The organism is Delftia sp. SD018 (assembly GCF_017355445.1).
Taxonomy (GTDB): Bacteria; Pseudomonadota; Gammaproteobacteria; order Burkholderiales; family Burkholderiaceae_C; genus Comamonas; species Comamonas acidovorans.
Genome location: NZ_JADDRN010000011.1, coordinates 32354 through 57373 on the forward strand (window position 1 = coordinate 32354; position 25020 = coordinate 57373).

Genomic DNA, 25020 nt, shown 5'->3' on the forward strand with positions numbered 1-25020 from the left:
GGCCGCGCTCATTCGAAAAGATGGTTCACGGTCACCGACTCGCCCTTGGTGACCGTGATGGTCTTGGTCACCGTGGAGGCCGCACCCGGGTTGCTGATGTCGATGCGGTACTCGCCCTCTGGAAGCTCCATCTGGGTCAGCGGCGGGCTGGTCCGTGCCGGGGCGCGGTTCACGGAGACATAGCCCCAGGGCACGACCCGGAACACCACCTTGCCCGTGGCCGCTGCGGGCTTGACGGGGCGGGCTTCGGTCTTGGACGGCTCGGTGGGCAACGGCTCGGACCCGGTGGCCACCGTAACGGGGACGACGGGCGTGCTCTGCTCGGGCTGGGAGGGGGCAATCTCGGGCAACACGGCCTGCTGCTCGGGCGCGGTCATCGGCTGCACCTGCTCCGTGGAGGCCAGCGAGGCCTCGTTGAGCAATTGCTTGAGCAGCGCCTGGGCCTCGGTGCGGTGCTGTCCTTCGGGGAAGCTGTCCAGGTAGTCCTGCAGGCGGGCCAGGCTGGACTGGCTTTGCGCCTGCTGCCAGGCCAGGCTGTCGCGTGCTGCCAGGGTCTTGGCGCGTGCCTGGTCCTGGGAATGGTCGTACCACAGCACGCCGCCACCCGCGATGGCAGCCAGCACCAGGGCGCCGATGGCCAACGGTACGGCCATGCTGCTGCGCCTGGCCTTGGGCGCAGCCTGGGCACCTGCAACTGGAGGCCGGGCAGCCGGAGGCTTGGCCTGGACGGCCGGCGCTGCGGCGGGCTGCTCGGGAACGGGTGCAGGTGGTGCAGCCGGAACCGGAGCCTGACCCGTAGCCTGAGGCGCCGGCATGCCCGGCAGTGCCTGGTCGATGTCGATGAACGGCCCGTTGCCCAGGCCCATCGGGTCGGCTGCAGAGGCCTGGGGCGCAGATGGGGGAGCCATCTGAGGCGTGGCCACGGCAGCAGGAGCGGGGACCGGCGATGCCGGGGCCACGGGTGGAACCGTTGCAACAGGCGGCACGGGCAGCGCAGGCGCCACAGGTGCCACAGGTGCAAACGGCATGACCGTCGCCACGGGCGCAACCTGTGGGGTGGGTGCGGGAACGTAGGTTTCCGTGATCGGCAGGAACCGGGGTGCCTGCGCGGATGCCGACTCGCTGGCCATGGCGGCCTGAACGGCCGCAGGCGTCGTGATCGGGATGTAGATGGGGCTGGGCTCCACAGGCGCAGGCGCCGCCCGGCTTTCGGCAGACAGGCCCAGCAGGCTGCGCAGTTCGGCAATCGACTGGGGCCGGTCCTGCGGGCGCACGGCCAGGGCTTTTTGCATGCCCTGCAGGAAGGCGTCGGAGTAGCCGGGAACCTGCTCGGAAGTCAGCGGCTGCATGGGGTCCGTGACCATGCGCGCCACCGAGGTGGCAGGAGTGCGGCCCGTGGCGGCCTGGTGAATGAGGGCGCCGACCTGGTAGATGTCCGTCCACGCGCCCTGGGGCATGGCGCCGTCGTCCACGTACTGCTCGATGGGCGCAAAACCGGGCTTGAGCACCATGGTCAGCGCCTGGGTCATGTCGCCGATGATGCGGCGCGCGGCGCCGAAATCCAGCAGCACGGGGCTGCCATCGCGCTGCACGAAGATGTTGTCCGGCGCGATATCGCGGTGGAAGCAGTCCTGTGCATGCAGGACCTCGAGCACATCGAGCAGCGGGGCCAGCAGGGTGCTGAGCTGGGCCTGGTCGATGCGGCCCGACGATGCCTGCAGCACGCGGCCCAGCGTCTGGCCCTCGTAGTGGCGCATCACCATGTAGGCCGTGCCGCCGGCTTCGAAGAATCGGTAGACATGCACCAGGGTGGGGTGCGAGAAGCGCGCCAGCAGGCGGGCCTCGTTGATGAAGCTGCGCAGCCCGGCGTCGAACGCGCCACGGTGCTGCGAGCGCACATGCACCTGATGGGAGCTTTGCCGCCCGGCCAGGGCCGAAGGCATGTACTCCTTGATCGCGACCTCGCGGTCCAGCGAGAGGTCACGGGCCTTGTAGACGATGCCGAAACCGCCTTCGCCGATGACATCGAGCACGCGGTATTCGCCAATCTGGACACCTGCCGGAAGGCAGTTGGTCGAACATGCTGCTTCGCTATCCATGCAATCCCACCCAAGATGTTGTTTCACACCCTGGCGGGCGATGTCTGTCGCGCAGCCAGGGTGCCGAACCTGTTCGAGGCCATTGGACAAGGAGAAAGCCGGCATCACACCGGCAATCTGTCTCTGTAAACCGTTGGTTTTCCTCAATCAGCCTATTGTCTGAAGCCAGGGGCCAAAGACGAGCGTCATGGATTCGTCATGAATACAAGATCGTATTTCAATCGGACTCCGAATGCGGCGTGAGTGTAGCTTGAGTTCCGCAAAAAGCCATGACACGAATCGAATGGATATGAGGTGGATACATTTTTTTTCAGATGTATCCGCCGTAACAATTCAGTCTGCTCAATTGTTTGTATTTTGCCGGCCTTATCCACTATCATCGCGGCTCCAACAAAGGAGGGCGGTTCACGACAGTGAGGATTGCAGGCGATTGTCAATACATTCCTTGACCATCCAGGGTATGCGCCGCACTGATCTGAATCACGTGTTAAGTGAATCGGTTTCGTGCGCTCTACCCGAGAGTGGTTTCCCCTTTGTTCGCGTGTGAACTATCCGATGCAATCAGGCTATTGGGTTGCATGCGAACGTTTAATCCATTAGTTCGAGAGGTGTGCAATGTCCGTTGATATGTTCATGAAGGTCGAAGGCGCCAGTGGCGAGTCCCAGGATTCCAACCACAAGGGCTGGACCGACATCGACTCCTTCACCTGGGGTGCTACCCAGCCCAACACCATGTCCAGCGGCGGTGGTGCCGGCGCCGGCAAGGTGAGCTTCCATGACCTGAACGTCATCGCCAAGGTGGACAAGTGCTACCCCGCCGTGCTCAAGCACTGCGCCACGGGCAAGCACCTGGGCCAGGTCGACATCTCGCTGTGCAAGGCCGGCGGCTCGCAGATCGAGTTCACCAAGATCACCCTGACCGACGTCATGGTGACGAACGTGACCGTCAGTGGCGCCAACTCCTCTGACACCGTGACCGTGAACTACTCGTTCCAGGCTGCCAAGGTCAAGACCCAGTACTGGGAACAGACCAACCAGGGCGGCAAGGGCGCCGAGAGCCAGATGGGCTTCAACATCAAGGAAAACCGCGAAGCCTGAGCTTCCTCCCGCAGCTGTGCTGCTGCGGCAACCCGCGTCGGACTCGTCTGGCGCGGGTGTTGCCGTGGACGTGCGGGAATATGGCCTCCATCTATCGATGGAGGCTTTTCAGTATGGAAAGACGAAATCAGGCTGTTGAGGGAATATCGGAGAGACGTGCCTTGAGGCCGCGTGGGTAACCGCGTGCCTGGCTGGTTTTTGTGTCATTTTTTTGACGTGGGCCAGCTTTCCATTCCTGTCAAAAGCTGAATGTCGTTGGGCTTGTCAATCTTTGACAAACACAAAAACCCATGGCCGCGGGCATGGGGAATCGACTTGCTCGCTGCACTATCAATGTGCAGAAAATTTCTGATAAAAATGGATTGCCGTGGATATGCGCAGGATTACCGCGCGTGGGCTCCTGTGTCTATTGATCAGGCACATTGAATGCCTGGTGCCGGGGCCTGCGAACCGTTGTGGTGCGTTTGGCCTGTACTGCGGCGAGTGGCGGAGCATACACGAACATCGAACGTTGTCGAGAATATTTTTGCCGGTCCAATTATTAAAACGCAATTCGTTTCTTTAATAAATTCCACTGCCAACTTGTGTACAAGAAAGAGTACTAAATGCGTGAATGGACCATTGCCCATTGCCGGCGTGCAAACCCGTCAGAGAGATTGCAGCAGCAATCGGCGTATACCCTGTCACCGTCCGCAAATCTGCCCGGTGCCGCAGGCATGGCTTCGCTCTTTTCCTCCGCCTTGAGCTGGGTCCTGGCTGGCCTTGGCTGTCGCCAACGGCAGGGGCGGTGTTCTCCAACCGGCATGGCAGTCGCATGAGCATCGCGGTTGCCTCCCCGCCCGTGTGCGAGACGCGCCAGGGGCCTGCAAGCAGCGCGCACTCGCTGGCCGCGCAGATCTACGCTTGCCTGAAGAACGACATCTTCGACTTCCGCCTGCTGCCCGGCGACCGCTTCAGCGAGGGCGAAATCGCCACGCGCATGCAGGTCAGCCGCACGCCCGTGCGCCAGGCGCTGTTCTGGTTGCAGCGCGATGGCTATGTCGATGTGCATTTCAAGAGCGGGTGGCAGATCAAGGCCTTCGACTTCAAGTACTTCGAGGATCTCTACGAGGTGCGAACCCTGATGGAGACCAGCGCCGTGGCCAGCCTGGTGGGCGAATCGCTGAAGTCATTGCAGCCGTTGCGCGAGGTCTGGTGCGTGCCCGAGGAGCAGCGCGAGACCGACCCCGCCGTGGTGGCCTCGCTGGACGAGGCCTTCCATACCGGCCTGGTGGCCGCGACCGGCAACCAGGAGATGGCGCGCATCCACCTGGACATCACCGAGCGCATCCGCATCATCCGGCGCCTGGATGTCATCAAGCTGCCGCGGGTCTCGGCTACCTATGACGACCATGCCGCCATCCTCGCGGCCATCGAGGCTGGCGATGCGGCGCGGGCCCAGTCCTGCCTGAGGGAGCACATCGCCGACAGCCGGGCCGAGGTCAAGCGCATCACGTTCTACATGCTGCAAACGGCGCGCGAGCGCTATGGCGCCCTGACGCAGATGGCCTGAGGGCTGCAATGTGTTGCTGGAGGGCCTCTTCGGAGGCCCTTTTTCATGGCCGGGCCGCTGCGGGAAGGCGGCGGACATCCGTTCCGGCGCAGCAAAGCCTGCAAGTCGTGGGCAAGGGGCCTGCTTTTCCCCGCATCGCTGCGGCGGCGTCCCGGTAGTCTTCCTGCCAAACCGTGGACGGGCCTCGCGCCCGCGCCATCTGCCAACTCACAGGGAAGAGAACATGAGCATCAGAACCGACAACCTGAACGTGCAAAGCCTGCTGGCCCGCGCCCAATCCAAGCTCAACAGCACGACGCAGGCGGCTTCGGATTCGGCCGGCAAGAAGAGCGCTGCGGAGACCAGCGCCACCAAGACGGACAGCAACAGCACCAAGACCGAGACCACCGAAGCGGAGAAGGTCCGCAAGCTGGCACCGTCGCTGACCAAGGCGCACGAGCGCATTGCGGCCCAGGCCCAGGCGGGATCGACCTCGCTGTCGGCGTTGGGGCAGTTCAAGTCATCCCTGGTGGACCTGGCCTCGGCGGGCAAGGATGTGGCCGCGCTCTCGGCCACCAGCACCACCCAGTCGGTGCAAGGCGCGCTGGAAAAGCTGGTGGCGCGCTACAACTCCAGCGTTGCCAAGGGCAGCGTGAGCGCGGCGGCCGGTTCTTCCACCGATGTGGGTGCCACCCGCGCCCTGCGCGAGCTGCGCTCGGCCATCATGAGTGTCACGGGCAGCGCGACCGCGCCCAGCCTGGGCAAGCTCGGCATCGTCCAGCGCCAGGACGGCACGCTGGCGGTGGATGCCAAGGCCCTGGAAAAGTCCATGGCCGCCGATGCCGCCGGCGTGACCTCTGCCCTGGCCGGCATTGGCAAGGCGGTGGAGAGCAGCGCCAACTCTGCGCTGTCCACGGGCAGCCGCCTCAGCTCGTCCATGGCCAGTCTGGGTGACCGGGTCAAGACGCTGCAGCAGCAGCAAAGTGCGGTGGTTGCCACGGCCGAGAAGCTGGGCGACTCCCTGGTCGGTTCGGCCAACTGGAACCGCATGGTGCTGGACGCCTACCTCAAGAACTGATTTCAGCACCATCCCCGCCCTGCATCCTGCTCCCGGAAAACATGAAAAACCTGCGCATCGGCCTCCGTCTCGGAGGCGGCTTCACCATTCTTTTGCTGATCATGCTGTTGATCAGTGTCACCAGCATCGTCAGCATGGGGCACATGGCCCGCTCGACCACGGAAATCACCGAGGTGGCCCTGGCCAAGGAGCGGATGATCAGCGACTGGTTCCGCAACATCCACTCGGGCTCGCGCCGGACCACGGCCATCGCCAAGAGCAGCGATCCTTCGCTGGCCACCTTCTTTGCCGAAGACGCGGCCGAGTCCTCGCGCCAGTCGGGCAAGCTGCAGGACCGCATCGAGCCGCTGCTGCAGACGCAGGAAGAAAAGGACATCTGGGTCGAGATCAAGAAGGCGCGCGCCGGCTACCTGGCGGGCCGCGACGTGGTGACCAAGGCCAAGGCCGAAGGCCGTGCAGAAGATGCCGAGCGCCTGTTCACCCAGGAGTACCAGCCCGCCACGCAGCGCTATATAGAGATCGTGCAGCGCCTGCTGGACATGCAGCGCGCCGCCATAGACAGCTCCGCCGGTGAAGTGCAGGTGCGCTTTTCTGCCAGCCGCGCCACCATCATCGCCGTGGTGTCCCTGGCCGTGGTGCTGGGCGCGCTGGCCGCGTGGTGGATCACGCGCGGCATCACCGTGCCGCTGGCCGAAGCCCTGCGCGTGGCGCGCACCGTGGCCAACAACGACCTGACCAGCCGCATCACCGTTGATTCGCGCGACGAAACCGGCCAGTTGCTGCAGGCGCTGCGCCAGATGAACGACAACCTGGCCCAGGTCGTGGGGCAGGTGCGCTCGGGTGCCGACAGCATCGCCACGGCTTCGGGCGAGATCGATGCGGGCAACCAGGACCTGTCCTCGCGCACCGAGCAGCAGGCCAGCTCGCTGGAGCAGACGGCTGCCGCCATGGAGGAGCTGACCAGCACGGTCAAGCAGAACGCCGAGAACGCGCGCCAGGCCAATCAGCTGGCCGCTTCGGCATCGCAGACTGCGGTGCAGGGCGGCAAGGTGGTGGCGGGCGTGGTGGACACCATGGGCGGCATCAGCGAGTCCAGCCGCAAGATTGCCGACATCATCGGCGTCATCGACTCCATTGCCTTCCAGACCAACATCCTGGCGCTGAACGCTGCCGTGGAAGCGGCACGTGCCGGTGAGCAGGGCCGTGGCTTTGCCGTGGTGGCGGGCGAGGTGCGTGCGCTGGCCCAGCGCAGCGCCTCGGCAGCCAAGGACATCAAGGACCTGATTGCAGACTCCGTGTCCAAGGTGGACGCGGGCACGCGCCAGGTGGCAGAGGCCGGTCGCACCATGGACGGCATCGTGCAAAGCGTGCAGCAGGTCAGCGACCTGGTGGCCGAGATCACGGCCGCCAGCCAGGAGCAAAGCAGCGGCATCAACCAGGTGCACCAGGCGATTTCGCAGATGGACACGGTGACCCAGCAGAATGCCGCGCTGGTCGAGGAAGCAGCAGCTGCGACCGGCTCGCTCAAATCCCAGGTGAATCAGCTGGCGGCCGCCGTGAGCGTGTTCCGCATCGACGGCGTGGCGCCGGCCCGCGCAGGGACAGGAGCAGCTTCGTCTTCAGTACCTGCCGCGCGCGCGCCTTCTGCGGCAGCGCCCATGCGTCCTGCGGCCCGACCGCTGGCCGCGTCCGCCCCAACTGCTGGCACTGCACCCGCTGCTGCCCCACGCAGCGCCTCTGCCGCCCCAGCGCCCGCCGCAAAGCTGCCTGCCGCCCGGCAGACCGTGGCGGCCAAGGGCAATGACGACGGGGACTGGACTTCGTTCTGAGTCCGTCCGGCTCCGGTTGAGTTCTGCCGGGTTTGGCCGAGTTCAGCTACTTGGGGGCGCCCAGTTGGTACTTGGAGCCCTCGCCCTGGCCATCGGTGATGGCGGCGGCCTGGCCGGCGGCCGGGTTCACGCCGCCGGCATCTTCCTTGTTCGTGGCTCCTGCGCCGCTTGCGGGCTCCGCTGCCTTGGCGGGCAGGGGCGCGGCTGGCGGCAAGGGCTCGTGCGGATCCCCCTTGGCATGTGGCATGACCTGCTCGGCCATGATCACGGGCTGGCCCAGCAGGGGCTTGTCCGGCGGGGGCTGGTTGAAGCGCGGCACTTCGGCCATGGGAAATCCCGCGCGCGTTGACGAGGTCTCGCCCGAGCAGGCGGCCAGCGTCAGCAAAGAGGTTGCGGCGACGCCAAGGGCCAGCCGTCTGGCGAGTGTCGTGGCCTGCACAAATTCATGGGGCATGGTTGTTCTCCGATGTCGATCTTCCGGCCGACATGCTCCCATGTGTCCAGGACTGGTGGCGTAGGTCCATGCCGGATTCCCGGTGACAGGCCATCGCAATCCTTGCTCAGGGCTGGCTGCCGCTGGCCTTCCACGATCCATCGGACTGCTTGCAGAACCAGAAACGCCAGTTTTCCGAGGTCTTTTTCAGGCGCACGTCGGCCGACAGCAGGCGGCAGCTTCCGGCCGAGCCGGTCTGCACGGTCTGCTGCGGCTGCAAGGCCATCGTCACGCGCTGGTTGGTACGGTTCGGGCGGCTGGTCCATTCGGTCACGGAGCCGTCGGCAGCCTCGTTGAGCACCTTGGCCACGGCGGCCTTTGCGTCGGGCAGATCCCTGGCGGGAATGCGTGCGGCGATGGTGTCGTTGAGGAAGATCAACGCTGCGGCATTGGCGCTGGTGGACACCAGCGAGGCGGCGGCGGCCAGCGATGCGACGGTGAGGGCAAAGGTTTTCATGCAATGGTTCCTGGAGTGTGGGCCGACGACCGCAGCGGGATGTCGGAAGGAAGGTATCGGGCCATGTTAACGGCTGCCGTGGTGGCGCCGTGCGTCGCGCACCGCTGAAACCAGCGCGGACTGCGGCCGAGTGTGGTCGAGTGCTGCCGAGGGCCGCGCAAAACCGTTACAGTCCCTGGCGGATTCCTTCGTCCATTTCCGCCAGAAATTCCACTGCATGCCACGATCTTCCAGCCACCAGACCACCCAGCGCTTTGCCATTCCATGGACGCTTGTTGCAGGCTTTGGTGCAGCGGCCCTGGCAACCCTGGTCATCGCCTTCGTCAATTTCCGGGCGTCTGAGGCGCGGGGCCAGGCCGTGAATGCCATGGACCGCACCACGCTGGCCATGCGCCAGCTCAGCCAGCTCAACGCCTCGCTCAAGGATGCCGAAACCGGGCAGCGGGGCTTTCTGCTGACGGGTGACCAGGCCTATCTGCAGCCCTACCAGCAGGCGCGCGATGTGCTGCAAAAGCAGCTGGAGGCGCTCAAGGCGCGCACGTCCAGCGACTCCGTGCAGCACCGGCTGCTGGACCAGATCGAGGACATCTCGAGCCAGAAGCTGCGCGAGCTGCAGGAAACCATAGACTTGCGCAAGGCCGGCGACCTGGACGCCGCCATGGCCCTGGTGCGCCTGGACGTGGGCAAGAACGCCATGGACCGGCTGCGCGAGCTGATCGATGATCTCTACACCCGCCAGACCCGTGAGCTGGAGCAGCGCCGCCAGCTGTGGGTGGAGGCCTCCACCACCTCGACGTACTACTCCTGGGGCGGCTCCCTCATCTTGCTGGGCCTGATCCTGGCATCGGCCGCGCTGACGGTGCGCGAGTACCGCGTCAAGGCGCGCCAGTCGTGGGTGACGTCCGGTCTGTCCGGCCTGGGCCAGCAGTTGCAGGGCGACCGCCGGCTGGAAGACCTGGGGCAGAAGGCACTGGAGTACCTGGCCACCTACCTGCGCGCCGAGGTGGGCGCCGGCTATGTGGTGGACTGCGCCGACGGCGGTCTGCGCCTGTTCGGCGGCTATGCCTTGCCGCGCGAGCGCCTGCAGCACAAGCTGCTGCCCGGCGAGGGCCTGGCGGGCCAGGCGGTCACCTCGCGCAAGCTGCTGCATGTCAGGGACGTGCCCGCGCAGCACCTGCCGATTTCCTCGGGCACCGGCCAGTCCAGCCCGTTGCAGCTGATGGTGGCGCCCGCCATGGAGAACGGCGAAGTGTTCGCCGTCATCGAACTGGGCTTTCTGCGCGGGGTGAGCGAGGCAGAGCGCAGCCTGCTGGAGCGGGCGTCCGAAATGCTGGCCGTGGCCATCCGCTCGGGCCTGGACCGTTCGCGCCTTGAGACCTTGCTGGAAGAAACGCGCCGCCAGTCGGAAGAGCTGCAGGCCCAGCAGGAAGAACTGCGCGTGAGCAACGAGGAGCTGGAGCAGCAAAGCCGCATTCTGCAGGAGTCGCAGACGCAGATGGAGCACCAGCAAAGCGAACTGGAGCAGACCAATGCCCATCTGGAGGAGCAGACCCAGCAGCTGGAGTACCAGCGCGAGCAACTGCTGCGCGCCCAGGGTGCGCTGACCGACAAGGCGCACGAGCTGGAGCTGGCCAGCCAGTACAAGAGCGAGTTCCTGGCCAACATGAGCCACGAGCTGCGCACGCCGCTGAACTCCACGCTGATCCTCGCCAAGCTGCTGGCCGACAACAAGCCCGGCAACCTGCAGGCCGATCAGGTCAAGTACGCACAGACCATTCATGCGGCGGGCAGCGACCTGCTGGCGCTGATCAACGACATCCTGGACCTGTCCAAGATCGAGGCCGGCCAGGTCAGCGTCCTGGTGGAGCCCATGACCATCGCCACCGCCTTGCAGGCGCTGATGGAGCCGCTGCGCCCCATCGCCCGCGAAAAAGGCCTGGAGCTGGCATGGACGGTGGACCCCGGCGTGCCGGCCTCCATGCAGACCGACCCCATGCGGCTGGCCCAGGTGCTCAAGAACCTGCTGTCCAACGCGCTCAAGTTCACGGCCAAGGGCTCGGTCGACCTGCAGGTGTCCCGCGTGCCCGGGGGCATGCTGGCGTTCGCCGTGCGCGATACCGGCATCGGCATTGCCGAGCAGCAGCAGCAATTCATCTTCGATGCCTTCCGCCAGGCGGACGGCAGCACGCATCGCAAGTTCGGCGGAACGGGCCTGGGCCTGTCGATCTCACGTGACCTTGCCGGGCTGCTGGGCGGCACGCTGACCGTCTCCAGCACGCCGGGGCAGGGCAGCGTGTTCACGCTGACCGTGCCTGTGATCCTGGAGCTGGTGGAGCCTGGCCGGGCCTTGGCTGCCGCGCCGCTGCCCCGCCCGGCGCGGGAATCGCTGGCGAATGCGCAGACACAGACACAGACGCAGGTGCCGGTGTCATCGCCCGCGTCCGTGCCCGCCGTCGCCTCGGCCCATGTCGCGCCGGCTGCGCCCGCGTTCGCGCCGGCCATGTCGCCAGCCATGTCTGCTCCGATGCTGTCGCCTACCTCGTCCGCGGCGAATGCCCTGCGAAAGAGCGGGCAGAGCGGGCGCCGCATCCTCGTCATCGAGGACGATCTGCGCTTTGCCGACATTCTTTCCGAGCTCGCGCGCGAGATGGATTTCGAATGCGATGTGGCCAACACCGCATCCGACGGCCTGGCCATGGCGGCAAGCAACCAGCCCAACGCCATCGTGCTGGACATCAACCTGCCCGATTTCTCGGGCCTGGGCGTGCTGGATCAGCTCAAGCGCAACCCCGTCACGCGCCACATTCCCGTGCACGTGGTTTCGGTGGCCGACTATTCGCAGGAGGCCATGGGACGCGGCGCCGTGGGCTACGCGCTCAAGCCCGTCAAGCGCGAGGAACTGGTCCATGCCCTGAAGCGGCTGGAGGCCAAGTTCACCCAGGACCTGCGCCGCGTGCTGGTGGTGGAGGACGACGAGCGCCAGCGCGAGAGCGTGCGCCACCTGCTCAGCCGCAGCGACGTGGACATCGTCTGCGCGGGCACGGCGGCGGCGGCGCTGGAGCATCTGCGCGGCGCCACCTTCGACTGCATGGTGATGGACCTGAACCTGCCCGACATCAGCGGCTACGAGCTGCTGCAGCGCATGACGGACCAGGACGATGTTTCCTTCCCGCCTGTCATCGTCTACACGGGCCGCGCGCTCTCGCGCGATGAAGAGCAGCAGCTGCGGCGCTTTTCCAAGTCCATCATCATCAAGGACGCGCGCTCGCCCGAGCGCCTGCTCGACGAGGTCACGCTGTTCCTGCACCAGGTGGAGTCCGAGCTGTCGGCCGAGCACCGCCAGATGCTGCAGGTGGCGCGCAGCCGCGAGTCGGCGCTGGAAGGGCGCACGGTGCTGGTGGTGGAGGACGATGTGCGCAATGTGTTCGCGCTGTCCAGCATCCTGGAGCCCACGGGCATCCGCGTGGAGATCGCGCGCAACGGGCGCGAGGCGCTGGAAACCCTGGAAGCGCGGGGCACGGCGCAGGCCGGCATCGACCTGGTCCTGATGGACATCATGATGCCCGAGATGGACGGCTATACCGCCATGCGCGAGATCCGCAACCGCCCGCAATGGCGCCGCCTGCCCATCATCGCCCTGACCGCCAAGGCCATGAAGGACGACCAGGAGAAATGCCTGGCCGCCGGTGCCAACGACTACATCGCCAAGCCGCTGGACGTGGAGAAGCTGCTGTCGCTGGTGCGGGTGTGGATGCCCAAGTAGCAAGGAGGACGCGATGCCGCAGCTGAAAAATAGCCCCCACGCTCCCCTTGCTGCGCAAGGTACGCTGCCCCCCAAGGGGGCCGCTTTTCATCTTGGGGCGGCCCGGCGATGAAAAAAGCCCGCACCGCCGACATCGAGCAGCGCCTGCTGATCGATGCCATCTACCACCGCTACCACTACGACTTCCGGGGCTACGCCCAGGCCTCGCTCAAGCGGCGCCTGCAGTCGGCCCTGGTGCAGTTCGACTGCAAGACGCTGTCGCAGCTGCAGGACCGTGTGCTGCACGATACAAGCGTGTTCCCGGCCCTGCTCGAGTACCTCACGGTCCAGGTCAGCGACATGTTCCGCGACCCGACCTACTTCCGCTCGCTGCGCACCGAGGTCGTGCCGCTGCTGCGCACCTATCCCTCGCTCAAGGTCTGGGTGGCCGGCTGCAGCGCGGGCGAAGAGGTGTATTCGCTGGCCATCCTGCTGCATGAAGAGGGCCTGCTGGACCGCACCCTGATCTACGCCACCGACATCAATCCCCATGCGCTGAAGGCGGCAGAGCAGGGCGTGTTCGACATGGCGCGCGTGGCGGCCTTCACCGACAACCATGCGCGCTCGGGCGGGCACAGCTCGCTGTCGCACTACTACACGGCGCGCTATGGCCGTGTGGTCTTCGACAAGGGGCTGCGCGAGCACATGGTGTTCTCCGACCACAGCCTGGCCACCGACAGCGTGTTCGCCGAGATGCATCTGGTGTCCTGCCGCAATGTGCTGATCTATTTCGAGCGCGAGCTGCAGGACCGGGCGCTGGGCCTGTTCCGCGATGCGCTGTGCCATCGCGGGTTCCTGGGCCTGGGCTCCAAGGAGTCGCTGCGGTTTTCAGGGCATTCGGAGGCCTTCGAGGACTTCGTGCTCGAAGACCGCATCTACCGCAAGAGGGCCGGGCTGTGATGCCCGCGACCACGAACACACCCGCCTCGGACGCCGCCACAGCCTACGAGGCCATCGTGATCGGCGGCTCGGCCGGCGCGCTTGATGCGCTGTCCGTGGTGCTGCCCACGCTGCCCGCCAGCCTGCGCGCTTCGGTGCTGGTGGTACTGCACCTGCCGCGCGACCGGCGCAGCCTGCTGGGCCAGCTTTTCGGGCCGCGCTGCGCCCTGCCGGTGCGCGAGGTGCAGGACCAGCAATGGCTGGAGCCGGGCTGCCTGTACTTTGCGCCGGCCGACTACCACCTGCTGGTGGACAGCGGCCCCAGGCTGGCGCTGTCGCTGGATGCGCCCTGGCATTTTTCGCGGCCCTCGATCGATGTGCTGTTCGAGTCGGCTTCCGACTGCTATGGCGAGCGCCTGCTGGCCGTGCTGCTGTCGGGCGCCAACGAGGATGGCGCCCAGGGCATGGCCAGCGTGCACGCGGCCGGCGGCCTGGCCGTGGTGCAGTCGCCAGACAGTGCCGCAATGCAGACCATGCCGCGGGCGGCCCTGGCCCGCGTGCCACAGGCCCAGGTGCTGGCGCCGCAGGGCATTGCCGCGCTCATCGCATCGCTGCACGGCCAGGGGAGGCTTTGAATGTCCATTCAGCGCGCTCCCACCAGACAAAATACCGAGAGAGAATCCATGTCCCAAACAGATCGCGTCAAATGCCTGATCGTCGATGACATTGCCGAGAATCTGATCGCCATCGAAGCGCTGCTGCAGCGCGACGGCATCGAGTTCCTCAAGGCGCATTCCGGCCCCGAGGCGCTGGAGCTTTTGCTCGACCATGGCGATGTGGCGCTGGCCCTGCTGGACGTGCAGATGCCCGAGATGAACGGCTTCGAGCTGGCCGAGCTGATACGCGGCAGCGAGCGCACGCGCCACATCCCGCTCATCTTCATGACGGCCGGCTCGCGCGAGCACAACTGGCAATTCCGCGGCTATGAAAGCGGCGCCGTGGACTTTCTGTACAAGCCCATCGACCCGCACATGCTGACCACCAAGGCCAACGTGTTCTTCGAGCTGCACCAGCGCAAGCAGGCGCTGGCCCAGCAGCTGCAGGAGCGCACGGAGGCGCTGCGCATCAACGAGATGTTCATGGCCGTGCTCAGCCACGACCTGCGCACGCCGCTGCAGTCCATCAAGGCGGCGGCCACCGTGCTCACGCGCCAGCCCGATCCCGGCAAGGTGGCCAACATGGCCGAGCGCATGCTCAGCAGCAGCCAGCGCATGTCGCGCATGATCGAGGATCTGCTGGACGTGACTCGCATCCGCCAGGCAGACGGCCTGCCGCTGTCGCCCCAGCCGGCCAGCCTGCAGACGCTGCTGCAGCGCACGCTGCAGGAGGTGGAGACGGGCTTCCCGGAGCGGCGCCTGGAAAGCGAGATGCTGGGCAATCTGGAAGGCATCTGGGATGGCGAGCGCCTGTGCCAGGTGCTGACCAACCTGCTGGGCAATGCCATGCACCACGGAGATCCCGCGCAGCCGGTGCAGGTGACGGCCGATGGCCGCCAGGACGATCGCGTGTCCATAACGGTGCGCAACGGCGGCACCATTCCCGCGGAACTGCTGCCCACGCTGTTCAACCCGTTTCGCGGTGGTGAACGCCGGCCCGGCCAGCACCAGGGACTGGGCCTGGGGCTGTTCATTGCGCACCAGATCGTGCGTTCGCACGGCGGGCGCATCGATGTGCGCTCCGCCGACGGAGTGACCAGCTTCAGGGTGGAATTGCCGCGCGAGGTGGCGGTGGGAGGCTCCAAGGCCGTGCTGTGACGGCGGGCGCCGGGGGGCGCCGGGGGGCGCGAAAGCGCGAACGCTTCAGTGGGCGGGGTTGCCGAGCGCTTCCTGGATGGAGTCCAGCAGCGTCTCCAGGTCCTCGATCTCGAAGGGCTTGAGCAGTGTCCGCACATGGGGGCCCCAGGCCGTGGGGTAGGGGCCCAGGTCGTAGCCGGAGCACAGGATGATCCAGCGCTGGGCATCGGCCTCCAGCAGCTGCCGCGCCAGGTCGGTGCCTGACAGGCCAGGCAGGCTGACATCGGAAACCACCACGTCGAAAGGCTGGGCCGCATCCAGTTCCAGGGCCTGCTCGGCGGTGGCGCAACTGGTCACGAAGCGTGATTCGCTCTCCATCAGCAGGCCAATGGTTTCGCGCAGGTCGGCATTGTCTTCAACGTACAGGATTCGCATATCTCTTTGTTGCAGTGCATCATGCTGCTATCAAAAAGGCAGCATTGACGAGGGCTGATCATCCACACCCTCGGGCGGCCATCGCGTAGGACAGCATGCAAACTTTTCTGCCGCCGCCTGCATGGAGGCCGAGGCTATGGATTGTGCAATACAACGAAGAACGCCAGAGCAAGGCTTGCGCGCGTTCAGCGGGTGGAGGCCTGCGGCGGGTCCAGAACATGCTTTTGCACGGGCAGGAATTCATCCGCCTGCCGTGAATAGTCCCAGCGCGTGAGCTCGCGGCGCCAGGCCGGGCCCTGTCCAGCCGAGTCCTCCTGCTGCTCCAGCGTGAACAGGCTGTTGGGCGCATGCGCGCGCAGCCGCAGCGATACCGCAGTGCCCGCCTGCGCCGCCCACAGCCCCGGCAGCGGCTGGACCAGGCCGGGGTCATGTCCATGGCCTGACAGCACCAACTGCGCTCCGGCGTCGCGCCAGGCCGCCAGGGCCGTTGCCGCGCGGTGCGGGCGGTGGCTGCGGTCCTGCGCATGGGCGGCGGCCAGCGGGTGGTGGCCGACCACAATGCGCCAGTCGCCGGGGCTGGCCTGCGCCAGCCTTTGGGCCACCTGCCGTATCTGGCTGGCCGACAGGCTGCCGCGCTGGTGGCGCCACCAGCGCGTGGTGTCCACGCCAATCACGCAAAAGCCCTGCTCTGCGCACCAGGGCTGCAGGTCGGCACTGATCCAGCGGGCGTAGCGATCATGGGCATGGCCGCCCAGCCGCTCCCACCAGGCCAGCAACGGCAGATCGTGGTTGCCCGGCACGACCAGGCGGCGCGGTACGGGAAGCGCATCGAGAAACTCGCGCGCCTGGGCAAACTGCGCGGCCGTGGCACGCTGGGTCAGGTCGCCGGAGACCACCAGCAGTGCCACGGGCAAACGTGCGGCCAGTCTTGCCGCGGCGGCGCACACGGCCGGATCGTGGGCGCCGAAATGCAGGTCCGACATATGCATGAGCAAAGCCATGGGCGTTCCTTGTCCCTTGATGATCAGGAGGAGGGCCCGACCTCGCCCGGCACGACCAGCCACAGCGGCTTCTCGCCCAGGCGAAAACGAATGGGCGGCGCCATCCATTCGCGCTCGCCATCAAAGGCCACCTTCAGGCGCCGCGGTCGCCGGCCTGCGGGCTCCGCCACCAACTCGGTGCAGGCCAGGCTGGCCACCGCATCGTCCTGCGCCAGCCGCCCCAACACGGCATTCCAGACCACGCGCGCCGGGGCCTCGCTGGCCTGCGGCAGCAGCAGCACGGCGGCCAGGTGCTGGCCGTCGGCCACGGCGCGGGCTTCGGCAATGCCCACGCGCTCCAACTGCATCGGGTTGTTGCCCACGAACAGTGTGCTGGCCAGGTGTTCCTGCTGCTGCAGCGGCGCCTGGCGGTCGGAGCGCAGGGCGATGCGCCAGCGGCGCGCGCTGCCACCGCGAAGAATGCTCCAGATGGAGGCCGCAATGGCCACCAGCCGCGTGCGACCAAAGCGTGTGGACGCGCGCTCGCGTTCGTCCAGCAGGCGCGGGTACAGGCCCAGGCTGGCGTTCACCAGAAACAGCCGTTCATTGACCAGGCCCACGTTCACGGGCCGCATCTGGCCGGCCTGCAATGCCTGAAGAATGTCCTGCACGGCCTGGGCAGGCTCCAGCGACAGCGCCTGCTCGCGGGCGAAGTAGTTGAAGGTGCCCAGCGGAACCACGCCCATGGGCACGCCCCGCGCCCAGGCTGCGGCGGCCACCGCGTTGATGGTGCCGTCACCGCCGGCGGCCACGACCAGGCCGCCATCCTGGCTGGCCCTGTCCACGGCGCGGGCGGCCAGGTGCACGATGTCGGCGCGTGCGCCAGGCACATGCCACTGCACGCTGCGCTGCTGCAGCGCGGGCACGCTGGTGAGGCGGGCGCGCAGCTGTTCCAGGTCGGCGCCTGGGCGCAGCGGCACGATCAGGTGGATGGGGCCGGCGGGGTCCAGACGGGGCGGGGGCGGCTGGCTCTCGGAATAGGTGGGCGTCATGGAAGGCGGGAGGCTGGAACAGGGGCTGATTGTTTCGTGGATTGCACCCGCATGTGCACCGGATCATGCAAGCGGCACACGTCAGCCAAAGCCGACAGGCAGGGCACCACAAGGCAGCAGCGGCGCACCAGCGGCTCGTCAGCGGCCCACTGGAGGCTCACTCGTGCCAGGGAGAGCGGTACTCCAGCATCTGCGCCAGCGGCACCGGCCGCTCGAACAGATAGCCCTGTGCATGCTCGCAGCCCAGGGCATGCAGCAGCCTGGCCTGGGCCTGCTCCTCCACGCCTTCGGCCACGACCTTGACGCCAAAGCCCTGGGCGATGCGCAGCACGGCGGTCACGATGGACTTGTCGGATTCGGACTCCGGCAACTGGCCGACGAAGCTCTGGTCGATCTTGATGCAGTCAAAGCGCAGGCGGCTGAGATAGGCCAGGGAGGAGTAGCCGGTGCCGAAGTCGTCAATGGCGATCTTCACGCCCAGCGCGCGGATGGCGGCAATGCGCTGCAGCGTGGCGTCGCTGTCGTCCAGCAGCATGGACTCCGTCAGCTCCAGGGTCAGCAACCGGGCGGGCAGGCCGCTGGTGGCCAGTGCCTGCTCCAGCGTGGAGGCGAAGTCGGACTGGATGAGCTCGCGTGCCGACATGTTGACGTGCAGCTCGAAGTCGGCGGGCAGCTGGGGCAGGTGGGAGGCGATGTCGTGCGCCGCCGTGCGCAGCACCCATTCGCCCACGCTCAGGATGAGGTCCGACTCCTCGGCCACCGGAATGAAGACGCCGGGCGGCACCATGCCGCGCGTCGGGCTGTTCCAGCGCACCAGGGCCTCGGCGCCGACCATGCTGCCCGTGGCCAGGTCCACCACGGGCTGGTAGAACACGCGCAGCTCGTTGCGCTCCACCGCCTGGCGCAGCTCCATGGCCAGCTGCGTGCGGCCCAGCATTTTCTGCGCCAGGCTGGGCTCGAACAGCAGGAAGGGGTGCGAGCCGCGCTGCGCCTCTCCCAGCGCAATGCTGGCGTTGCGCAGCCACTCGGGCAGCGCGCCCGGCAGCAGCTCGCCGCTGACGGCGCCCGCGCAGGCGCGCAGCACGATGTCGTCCTTGCCCACGGAAAATGGCTGGTCGAAGATTTCCAGCAGATGGCGGCATTTGTCCTGCATCTGCTGCGGTGTGCAGTCATGCAGCCACAGCATGGCGAACTCGTTGCTGGCCGTGCGCGCCAGCAGGGCAGGAAACTGCAGATGGTGGTTGCGCAGCCGCTCGGCCACGGCCCGCAGCAACTGCTCGCCCGTGCCGTGGCCCACATCGTCGCGGACGCTGCGGAAATTCTGCAGCTCCAGCAGGCACAGCGCGGCAGGGCAGGGCGTGTTGGCGGCTGCAGCCGCATCGGCCTGCTCAATCAGGCCGGCGCGCGTGAGCAGCTGCGTCAGGCTGTCGTACTGCAGCAGGGTGCGCATGTGCTCGAACGATTCCTGCAGCCGCTGCGCCATGTTGTGGAAGGCCGAAACCAGGGACGATGTCTCGACCAGGGACGTATCCGGCAGCGCCCCTACCGCGCTCCAGTCGCCCTTGGCCAGACGGTTGGCCGCATCGGCCGTCACCGCCAGGGGGCGCAGCGCACGGCGCAGGCACCACACGCCCAGCCCCAGTCCCAGCAAGGCCAGGCCGAAAGCGAGGACCAGCGCATGGCGGCTGTCCGCCCGCATGCTGCTGACCAGATCGGATTCGGGCTGCAGCACCAGGATCCGCCAGTCGATGCCGCGTCCATCGTGGAATGCGGTGACCTGGCCGTGGTAGATCTGCCCCTGTTCCTTGAAGCTCAGGTTGATGGTGTTCTCGGGACCCGCTGGCGCCGATGAATCCGCGCTCAGATGCGCAGGCAGCAGGGCGGCCAGGCTGCGCAGCGCAAGATCGGGGCTTTCAGACAGCCGCAGGCGCACGGGTGGGTCATAGGGGCCTTCGCGCCGCTTCAGCACCGACAGCTCGGACGAGTGCGCCACCATGTAGCCCTGTGCGTCGACCACGGCGATATGGCCGTTGCCACGCAAGGGCTCGTCGCGCAGAAAGCGGTTCATGCTGCTCAGCCGCACATCGGCGGCCACCACGCCGGCCAGCTGGCCGGACACCCGCACGGAAGTGGATGCGGAAATCGTGGTATCGCCCCGGTCGCCAGTCACCGTGTAGATGGGCGACCAATGCGGGCCGTCTTTGTGGATGGCAGGCTGGTACCAGGGGCGCACGCGGGGGTCGTAGCCGGCAAGGCTGGACATGGGCGGGCCGGGCTCCAGCCCCTCGAAGATCTGCAGGGCGCCCTGGGTGCTGCGGTCCTGGAGAATCAGGCGGTAGCGGCCATCGGGCTCCAGCCGCACACCCGTGTATTCACCTTGTACGCCGCCAAAGCTCAACAGGCTGATCTGGTGGTGCTGGGCATACAGCTCGGTGAATGAGCGTGTCAGATAGCCATAGATGGGGCGCAGGTCGCCGGGTGTGTAGAGCGCCTGCCGGGCCACGGTCTCGGCCAGGGCCTGCTGCACGCGCAGCGGGGTCTCCAGGTAATCGGCCAATTGGTGGCGCGTGGTGGTGGACAGGGAGTCGAGCAGCCGCAGGCTTTCGCGGTTGATGAGTTGGTCCACCTGGCGCTGCTGCCATGCCGCCAATAGCCCGGCCGTGACCACGAACACCGCTATGAAGGGGGCTGTGACTGCCGTGCGAAGTGAGAGCCTGAAGGCGGGCATGCAGAGGTTTCCGTAGCGTGCGCCGGGCAGCCAAGGGCCGGATCTGCCTGCGACAGCGGCCATTGTGCAGTGCCTTCGCAGCCCTGCGCGGCCGCCGCAGCAGTCCGCGCCAGGGCGCTCCTGTGGTTGATAGGAAAATTTGTTGATAAATGGTTTTCGGTAGAAAAAATGAATTCTTGATGGCGATTTGCCAGAACGCAAAGGCGGGCCGTGGCCTGCGCAAAGCCGGCCATTGCGCCACTCGGTTTACATATCCGTTTACAAATTGATCGTTATTACATGTAGACATCACATGTAATGACCGCTATGGTATCCGCATGGAACAAAAGACATCAGCCCATTACCAGCGCCTGCACCGGCAACGGCTGCGCGAACAGGGGCTGGTGAAAAAGGAGGTCTGGATTCTTCCAGAGTACGGCGCGGCATTGCAGCAATTGGAAAAGCAAATGCGCGTGCCGGGATTGCAACCGGAATCAATGGTTCTCATCCACAAGGAGGGCGGCATGGACAACAGCAGACAGGCATATCGGGATATTCACGCCTTGGCGGGCGATCTGCAGCAATCGGCACTGGTGCAGGGCGGCCGGCTCCATATCGAGGTGCTGGAAGGCGCAGACGCAAGTTTGCTGGTCAGCCTGCCCGAATTCGGCGATCTGCCGGTGCATGTGGCGCTCTCGGGCGACCAATTGGTGGTGGAGGCCTTTCTGTGGCCCGCCGACCAGGTGCACGACCGCGCCGGTCTCAACGAGCAGATGCTGCGCCTGCAAAAACTGTTTCCCTTCACCACGATGGCGCTGGAACCCCAGGCCCACGGCGGCGAGGGCTACGTGATGTTCGCCGCCATGCACGCCAGCAGCAGCGAGGGCGACATCATCGCCGAGATCCTGACCCTGGCCGACAGCGTCATCCAGGCCACCGAGGCACTGGCCCACTACCTGACGCCGGTGCCCGCATCCGCATCCGCATCCGCATCCGCACACGCGCAGGCCTGACTCCCCGCCCGTTGAAGACACTGAGCCCCTAGGAGATCATCATGACCATCTGGAACAAGCTGGTGACAGCGTTGCGCGGCGCCGCCCACGAGGCCGGCGAGGCGGTGACCGACAGCCAGGCCCTGCGCATCCTGGACCAGGAAATCCGCGATGCCGACAGCGACCTGAACAAGTCCAAGGAAGCGCTGGCCGACATCATGGCCAAGCAAAAGCTGGCCGCCGGCAAGCTCAAGCAGACCCAGGAACGCATTGCCGAATACGAGGGCTATGCCGTCAAGGCGCTGGACACCAGCGACGAGGCGCTGGCGCTGGAAGTGGCCGGCAAGGTCTCCGTGCTGGAGACCCAGCGCGACGAGGAGCAATCCCAGCTGGACGCCTACACGCAAAGCGTGGAGCAGCTGCGCGTGGCCATACAGACGGCGCAAACGCATATCAAGCGCCTCAAGCAGCAGGCCGACACGGTCAAGGCCACGGAAAGCGTGCAGCGCGCCCAGGCCACGGTGGCCGGCCGCTACGCAGGCTCGCAGACGCGCGTGCAAAGCGCGCTGGATTCTCTGGAGCGCATCAAGCAAAAGCAGGCCGAGCGCGGTGCGCGCATGGAAAGCGCGGCCGAGCTGGCGCGCGACAGCAGCGAAGATGCGCTGGATGCCAAGCTGCGCGCTGCCGGCATCACGCCCCAGGCGGGCAATGCGCAGTCGGTGCTGGAACGCCTGAAGGCGCAGCGCGCCGCAACTGGCGGAAAAAACGCTTGATGCGCGGCCGTCGTCCAGGCAGGCACTGCCAGGCCTGCCGCCTCGGCTGCCGGATTTGAGGGGAGGGGAGAAACATGTCTGCGTTCCTGCAATACGCGTTTGGCTTTCCGACTTTCATCTTTGGCGCCTTGCTGCTGTTCATGCTGCTGTACTGGCTGATCGCCATGCTGGGCCTGCTGGAGGTGGACTCGCTGGACCACTGGGTGCTGTTCGACGGCAGCGACCATGCGCACGGCGTGGAGCATTCGGTCAGCGCGCTGGCCGGGCTGCTGCTCAAAGTGGGCCTGGGCGGCATTCCGCTCACGGTCATCCTCACCGCGCTGTTCCTGATGTCCTGGCTGGCCTCGTATGTGCTGTGCCATTTCGTGCCCATGCCCCAGGGCTGGACCCTGGTGAACCTGCTGACGGGCTCCCTGGTGGCAGCGGCAGCCATGGTGCTGGGCTTTGCCGCCACCGTGCTGCTGCTGCGCCCGCTGCGGGGCATCGTCAACAAGGTGGCGCCTGCAGAGGAGCCCAAGGTGCTGCTGGGCCGCACCGGCCTGGTGCGCAGCGCCGTGGTGGACGGCACGCAGGGCTACGGCAGTGTCGAGGACGGCGGCGCAGGCCTGAACGTGCAGATGCGCTCGCCCGAGCGCGCACTGGGCCGGGGCACCGAGATCGTGCTCATCGAGCACCTGCCCGAGCACAACGCCTGGCGCGTGGTCAGCAAGGCCGAGTTCGACGGCACCGAGCTGCCGCGCTAGTTCCGGGATTCTCACAAGGCCCGAGCGTCCGTTCGGCGGGCGCGGCCTTTCCGTTTTTTCAGCGTTTTCACAGATAGCAATTCACAGGGGAGATTCGCATGAACATGAGCAACATGGAGTGGTACATCGTCGCCGGGGTGGTGATCGGTTCCGTCTTCGTCGTCATCCTCGGGCTGTTCGCCCTGGTCAAGGCCTTCTACATCAAGGTTCCGCAGGGCACGGCGCTGATCATCAACGACACCACGTCGCAGCCCAAGGTCAAGTTCACGGGCGGCCTGGTGCTGCCGGTGATCCACAAGAAGGAGTTCATGCAGATCTCGCTGCTGACGCTGGAGATCGACCGGCGCGGCAAGGAAGGCCTGATCTGCCGCGACAACATGCGCGCCGACATCACCGTGGCCTTCTACCTGCGCGTCAATGAAACGGCCGAGGACGTGCTCAAGGTGGCCAAGGCCATCGGCGTGGACCGGGCCTCGGACAAGACGGCCGTCAACGAGCTGTTCAACGCCAAGTTCTCCGAGGCGCTCAAGACCGTGGGCAAGCAGATCGAGTTCGTCAAGCTGTTCGAGAACCGCCAGGATTTCCGTGACCAGATCATCCATGTCATCGGCAACGACCTCAACGGCTATGTGCTGGAAGACGTGGCCATCGACTATCTGGAGCAGACGCCCAAGTCCTCGCTGGACCCCAACAACATTCTGGACGCCGAGGGCATCCGCAAGATCACCGAGCTGACGGCCAACCAGAACATCGTCACCAACGAGCTCGAACGCAACTCCGACCTGGCCATCACCAAGAAGAACGTGGAGACCAAGGAAGCCATGCTGGCGCTGGAGCGCCAGCAGGCCGATGCCGAGGCGCGCCAAAAGCGCGAGATCGCCACCATCCAGGCGCGCGAGCAGGCCGAAACCCAGAAGGTGCAGGAAGAAGAGCGCCTGAAGGCCGAGCAGGCCCGCATCCAGACCCAGGAGCAACTGGACATCCGCGAGGAAAACCGCCAGCGCGAAGTGGCCGTGGCCCAGCAAAACCGTGAGCGTGCCGTGGTGATCGAGGTCGAGAAGGTCACGCGCGCCAAGGAGCTGGAGATCGTGGCCCGACAGCGCGAGGTGGAGCTGCAGCGCATCGAGAAGGAAAAGGCCATCGAGGTCGAGAAGGCCAACATCGCCAACGTGGTGCGCGAGCGCGTGGTGGTGGAAAAGTCCGTGGCCCAGGAAGAGGAACGCATCAAGGAAGTGCGCGTCGTCTCCGAGGCCGAGCGCATGAAGCAGGTCACCGTGCTGACCGCCCAGGCCCAGGCCGAGGAAGACATGGTGCGCCAGGTCAAGAAGGCCGAGGCCGAAGAGGCTTCCTCGCGCCACAAGGCCGTGGAAGTCACGACCATGGCCCAGGCCGAGCTGGAAGCGGCCAGCAAGACAGCCGAAGCCAAGAAGAAGCTGGCCGAGGCCATCGAGGTCGAGCGCGCCGCGCCCGGCCTGGCCGATGCCAAGGTGCGCGAAGTCACCGCCGCCGCCCTGGAAAAGGAAGGCCTGGCCCAGGCCCGCGTGATTGCCGAGAAGCTGATGGCCGAAGCCAAGGGCCATCAGGAAAAGGGCCTGGCCGAGGCGCGCGTCATCGAGGCCACGGCCGACGCCAACGAAAAGCAGGGCCTGGCCGATGCCAAGGTGCTGGAAGAACGCCTGCTGGCCCAGGCGCGCGGCGAAGCCCAGGTGGGCGCCACCAAGGCCACGGTCACGCGCGACGTGGGCATGTCCGAGGCCGATGTGCTGCGCGACAAGCTCTTCGCCGAGGCCAAGGGCCTGACCGAGAAGTTCACCGCGCTGGCCTCGCTGTCCGACCAGGCGCGCTCGCATGAGGAGTTCCGCATGCAGCTGGAAAAGAACTTCGAGCAGGCGCTGGCCGCCATCGAAGCCAACAAGAGCGTGGCCAAGGACCAGTCCGAGGTGCTGTCGGCCGCGCTCAGCAAGGCCAACATCGACATCGTGGGCGGCGAGGGCGCCTTCTTCGACAACTTCGCCAAGGCGCTGTCCGTGGGCAAGGCCGTGGAAGGCGTGGCGGGCAAGAGCCCCATCGTGCAGGACCTGATCAGCAAGTTCCTCAGCGGCAAGGGCGGCGCATCGCTGCTGAACGCGCTGGGTGACGGCAAGGGCCTGCCGCCCACGCAGAGGGTCGACTGAACGGGGCGGCCGCCCGGCCGCTCCCTCCACCGGCTGCCCAGCCTCCCGCATCCGCCTTCGTCTTCGCCTGCCTGCCCGCCCGTCTGCCGGTCGGCCGGTCGGCCG

19 protein-coding genes are annotated in these 25020 nt (G+C 66.3%); 12 read left to right on the plus strand and 7 right to left on the minus strand.

The annotated features are described in order from the left end of the window. Positions 1-8: 8 nt before the first annotated feature. Positions 9-2099 carry a serine/threonine-protein kinase gene (locus INR38_RS12935; protein ID WP_207443222.1) on the minus strand — a complete coding sequence of 697 codons (2091 nt, stop codon included), beginning with the start codon at positions 2097-2099 and terminating at the stop codon, positions 9-11. Between the two features lie 615 nt (positions 2100-2714). Between INR38_RS12935 and INR38_RS12940 the strand changes: the two genes are divergently transcribed. From INR38_RS12940 to INR38_RS12955, 4 genes are all read left to right on the plus strand, one after another. Beyond that, a complete protein-coding gene (locus tag INR38_RS12940) occupies positions 2715-3197 on the plus strand; it encodes a type VI secretion system tube protein Hcp (protein WP_013802370.1) in 483 nt (160 codons plus the stop codon). 814 nt (positions 3198-4011) lie between these two features. After that, complete coding sequence (locus INR38_RS12945) at positions 4012-4749, plus strand: GntR family transcriptional regulator (RefSeq protein ID WP_013802371.1); 738 nt, start codon at positions 4012-4014, stop codon at positions 4747-4749. Positions 4750-4972: 223 nt separating this feature from the next. Continuing rightward, complete coding sequence (fliD, locus tag INR38_RS12950; protein ID WP_099751423.1) at positions 4973-5806, plus strand: flagellar filament capping protein FliD; 834 nt, start codon at positions 4973-4975, stop codon at positions 5804-5806. Between the two features lie 41 nt (positions 5807-5847). Then, on the plus strand, positions 5848-7635 hold the full coding sequence (locus INR38_RS12955) for a methyl-accepting chemotaxis protein (protein ID WP_207443221.1): 1788 nt from the start codon (positions 5848-5850) through the stop codon (positions 7633-7635). 46 nt (positions 7636-7681) lie between these two features. Here the strand turns inward: INR38_RS12955 and INR38_RS12960 are convergent, their stop codons facing one another. Both INR38_RS12960 and INR38_RS12965 read right to left on the minus strand, forming a co-directional pair. After that, positions 7682-8089, minus strand: coding sequence for a hypothetical protein (locus tag INR38_RS12960; protein ID WP_207443220.1), 408 nt, complete (start codon positions 8087-8089; stop codon positions 7682-7684). Positions 8090-8195: 106 nt separating this feature from the next. After that, positions 8196-8585 (minus strand): hypothetical protein, encoded by a 390-nt coding sequence (locus INR38_RS12965; RefSeq protein WP_013802375.1) that lies wholly within the window; start codon positions 8583-8585, stop codon positions 8196-8198. Between the two features lie 217 nt (positions 8586-8802). On the opposite strand from INR38_RS12965, the gene INR38_RS12970 reads away from it, so the two are divergent. The 4 genes from INR38_RS12970 (at position 8803) to INR38_RS12985 (ending at position 15080) form a co-directional block, all read left to right on the plus strand. Then, positions 8803-12348: a response regulator gene (locus tag INR38_RS12970; RefSeq protein WP_207443219.1), complete on the plus strand. Its 3546-nt coding sequence runs from the start codon at positions 8803-8805 to the stop codon at positions 12346-12348. Between the two features lie 108 nt (positions 12349-12456). Further along, entirely contained in the window at positions 12457-13287 is an 831-nt protein-coding gene (locus INR38_RS12975; RefSeq protein WP_096916350.1) for a CheR family methyltransferase, read from the plus strand. Next, positions 13287-13901: a chemotaxis protein CheB gene (locus tag INR38_RS12980; RefSeq protein ID WP_207443218.1), complete on the plus strand. Its 615-nt coding sequence runs from the start codon at positions 13287-13289 to the stop codon at positions 13899-13901. The genes INR38_RS12975 and INR38_RS12980 overlap by 1 nt, the downstream gene beginning before the upstream one ends. A gap of 48 nt (positions 13902-13949) precedes the next feature. Further along, the gene (locus tag INR38_RS12985; protein ID WP_242699057.1) at positions 13950-15080 is read left to right on the plus strand and encodes a hybrid sensor histidine kinase/response regulator; all 1131 of its coding nucleotides are present in this window, start codon (positions 13950-13952) and stop codon (positions 15078-15080) included. 45 nt (positions 15081-15125) lie between these two features. On the opposite strand, the gene INR38_RS12990 is transcribed toward INR38_RS12985, so the two are convergent. The 4 genes from INR38_RS12990 to INR38_RS13005 form a co-directional block, all read right to left on the minus strand. Then, positions 15126-15494: a response regulator gene (locus tag INR38_RS12990; RefSeq protein ID WP_012205652.1), complete on the minus strand. Its 369-nt coding sequence runs from the start codon at positions 15492-15494 to the stop codon at positions 15126-15128. Between the two features lie 185 nt (positions 15495-15679). Continuing rightward, on the minus strand, positions 15680-16495 hold the full coding sequence (locus INR38_RS12995) for a metallophosphoesterase (protein WP_200016378.1): 816 nt from the start codon (positions 16493-16495) through the stop codon (positions 15680-15682). Positions 16496-16518: 23 nt separating this feature from the next. Next, entirely contained in the window at positions 16519-17526 is a 1008-nt protein-coding gene (locus INR38_RS13000; RefSeq protein WP_207443216.1) for a diacylglycerol kinase family protein, read from the minus strand. 157 nt (positions 17527-17683) lie between these two features. Beyond that, positions 17684-20317, minus strand: coding sequence for an EAL domain-containing protein (locus INR38_RS13005; protein ID WP_207443215.1), 2634 nt, complete (start codon positions 20315-20317; stop codon positions 17684-17686). Between the two features lie 440 nt (positions 20318-20757). Between INR38_RS13005 and INR38_RS13010 the strand changes: the two genes are divergently transcribed. The 4 genes from INR38_RS13010 to INR38_RS13025 all read left to right on the plus strand — a co-directional run bounded on the left by INR38_RS13010 (position 20758) and on the right by INR38_RS13025 (position 24915). Beyond that, positions 20758-21246 (plus strand): YjfI family protein, encoded by a 489-nt coding sequence (locus tag INR38_RS13010; RefSeq protein ID WP_242699058.1) that lies wholly within the window; start codon positions 20758-20760, stop codon positions 21244-21246. Between the two features lie 41 nt (positions 21247-21287). Further along, positions 21288-21998: a PspA/IM30 family protein gene (locus INR38_RS13015; protein ID WP_012205647.1), complete on the plus strand. Its 711-nt coding sequence runs from the start codon at positions 21288-21290 to the stop codon at positions 21996-21998. 74 nt (positions 21999-22072) lie between these two features. Next, a complete protein-coding gene (locus tag INR38_RS13020) occupies positions 22073-22741 on the plus strand; it encodes a hypothetical protein (RefSeq protein ID WP_013802385.1) in 669 nt (222 codons plus the stop codon). Between the two features lie 98 nt (positions 22742-22839). After that, positions 22840-24915: a hypothetical protein gene (locus INR38_RS13025; RefSeq protein ID WP_012205645.1), complete on the plus strand. Its 2076-nt coding sequence runs from the start codon at positions 22840-22842 to the stop codon at positions 24913-24915. Positions 24916-25020 lie beyond the last annotated feature (105 nt).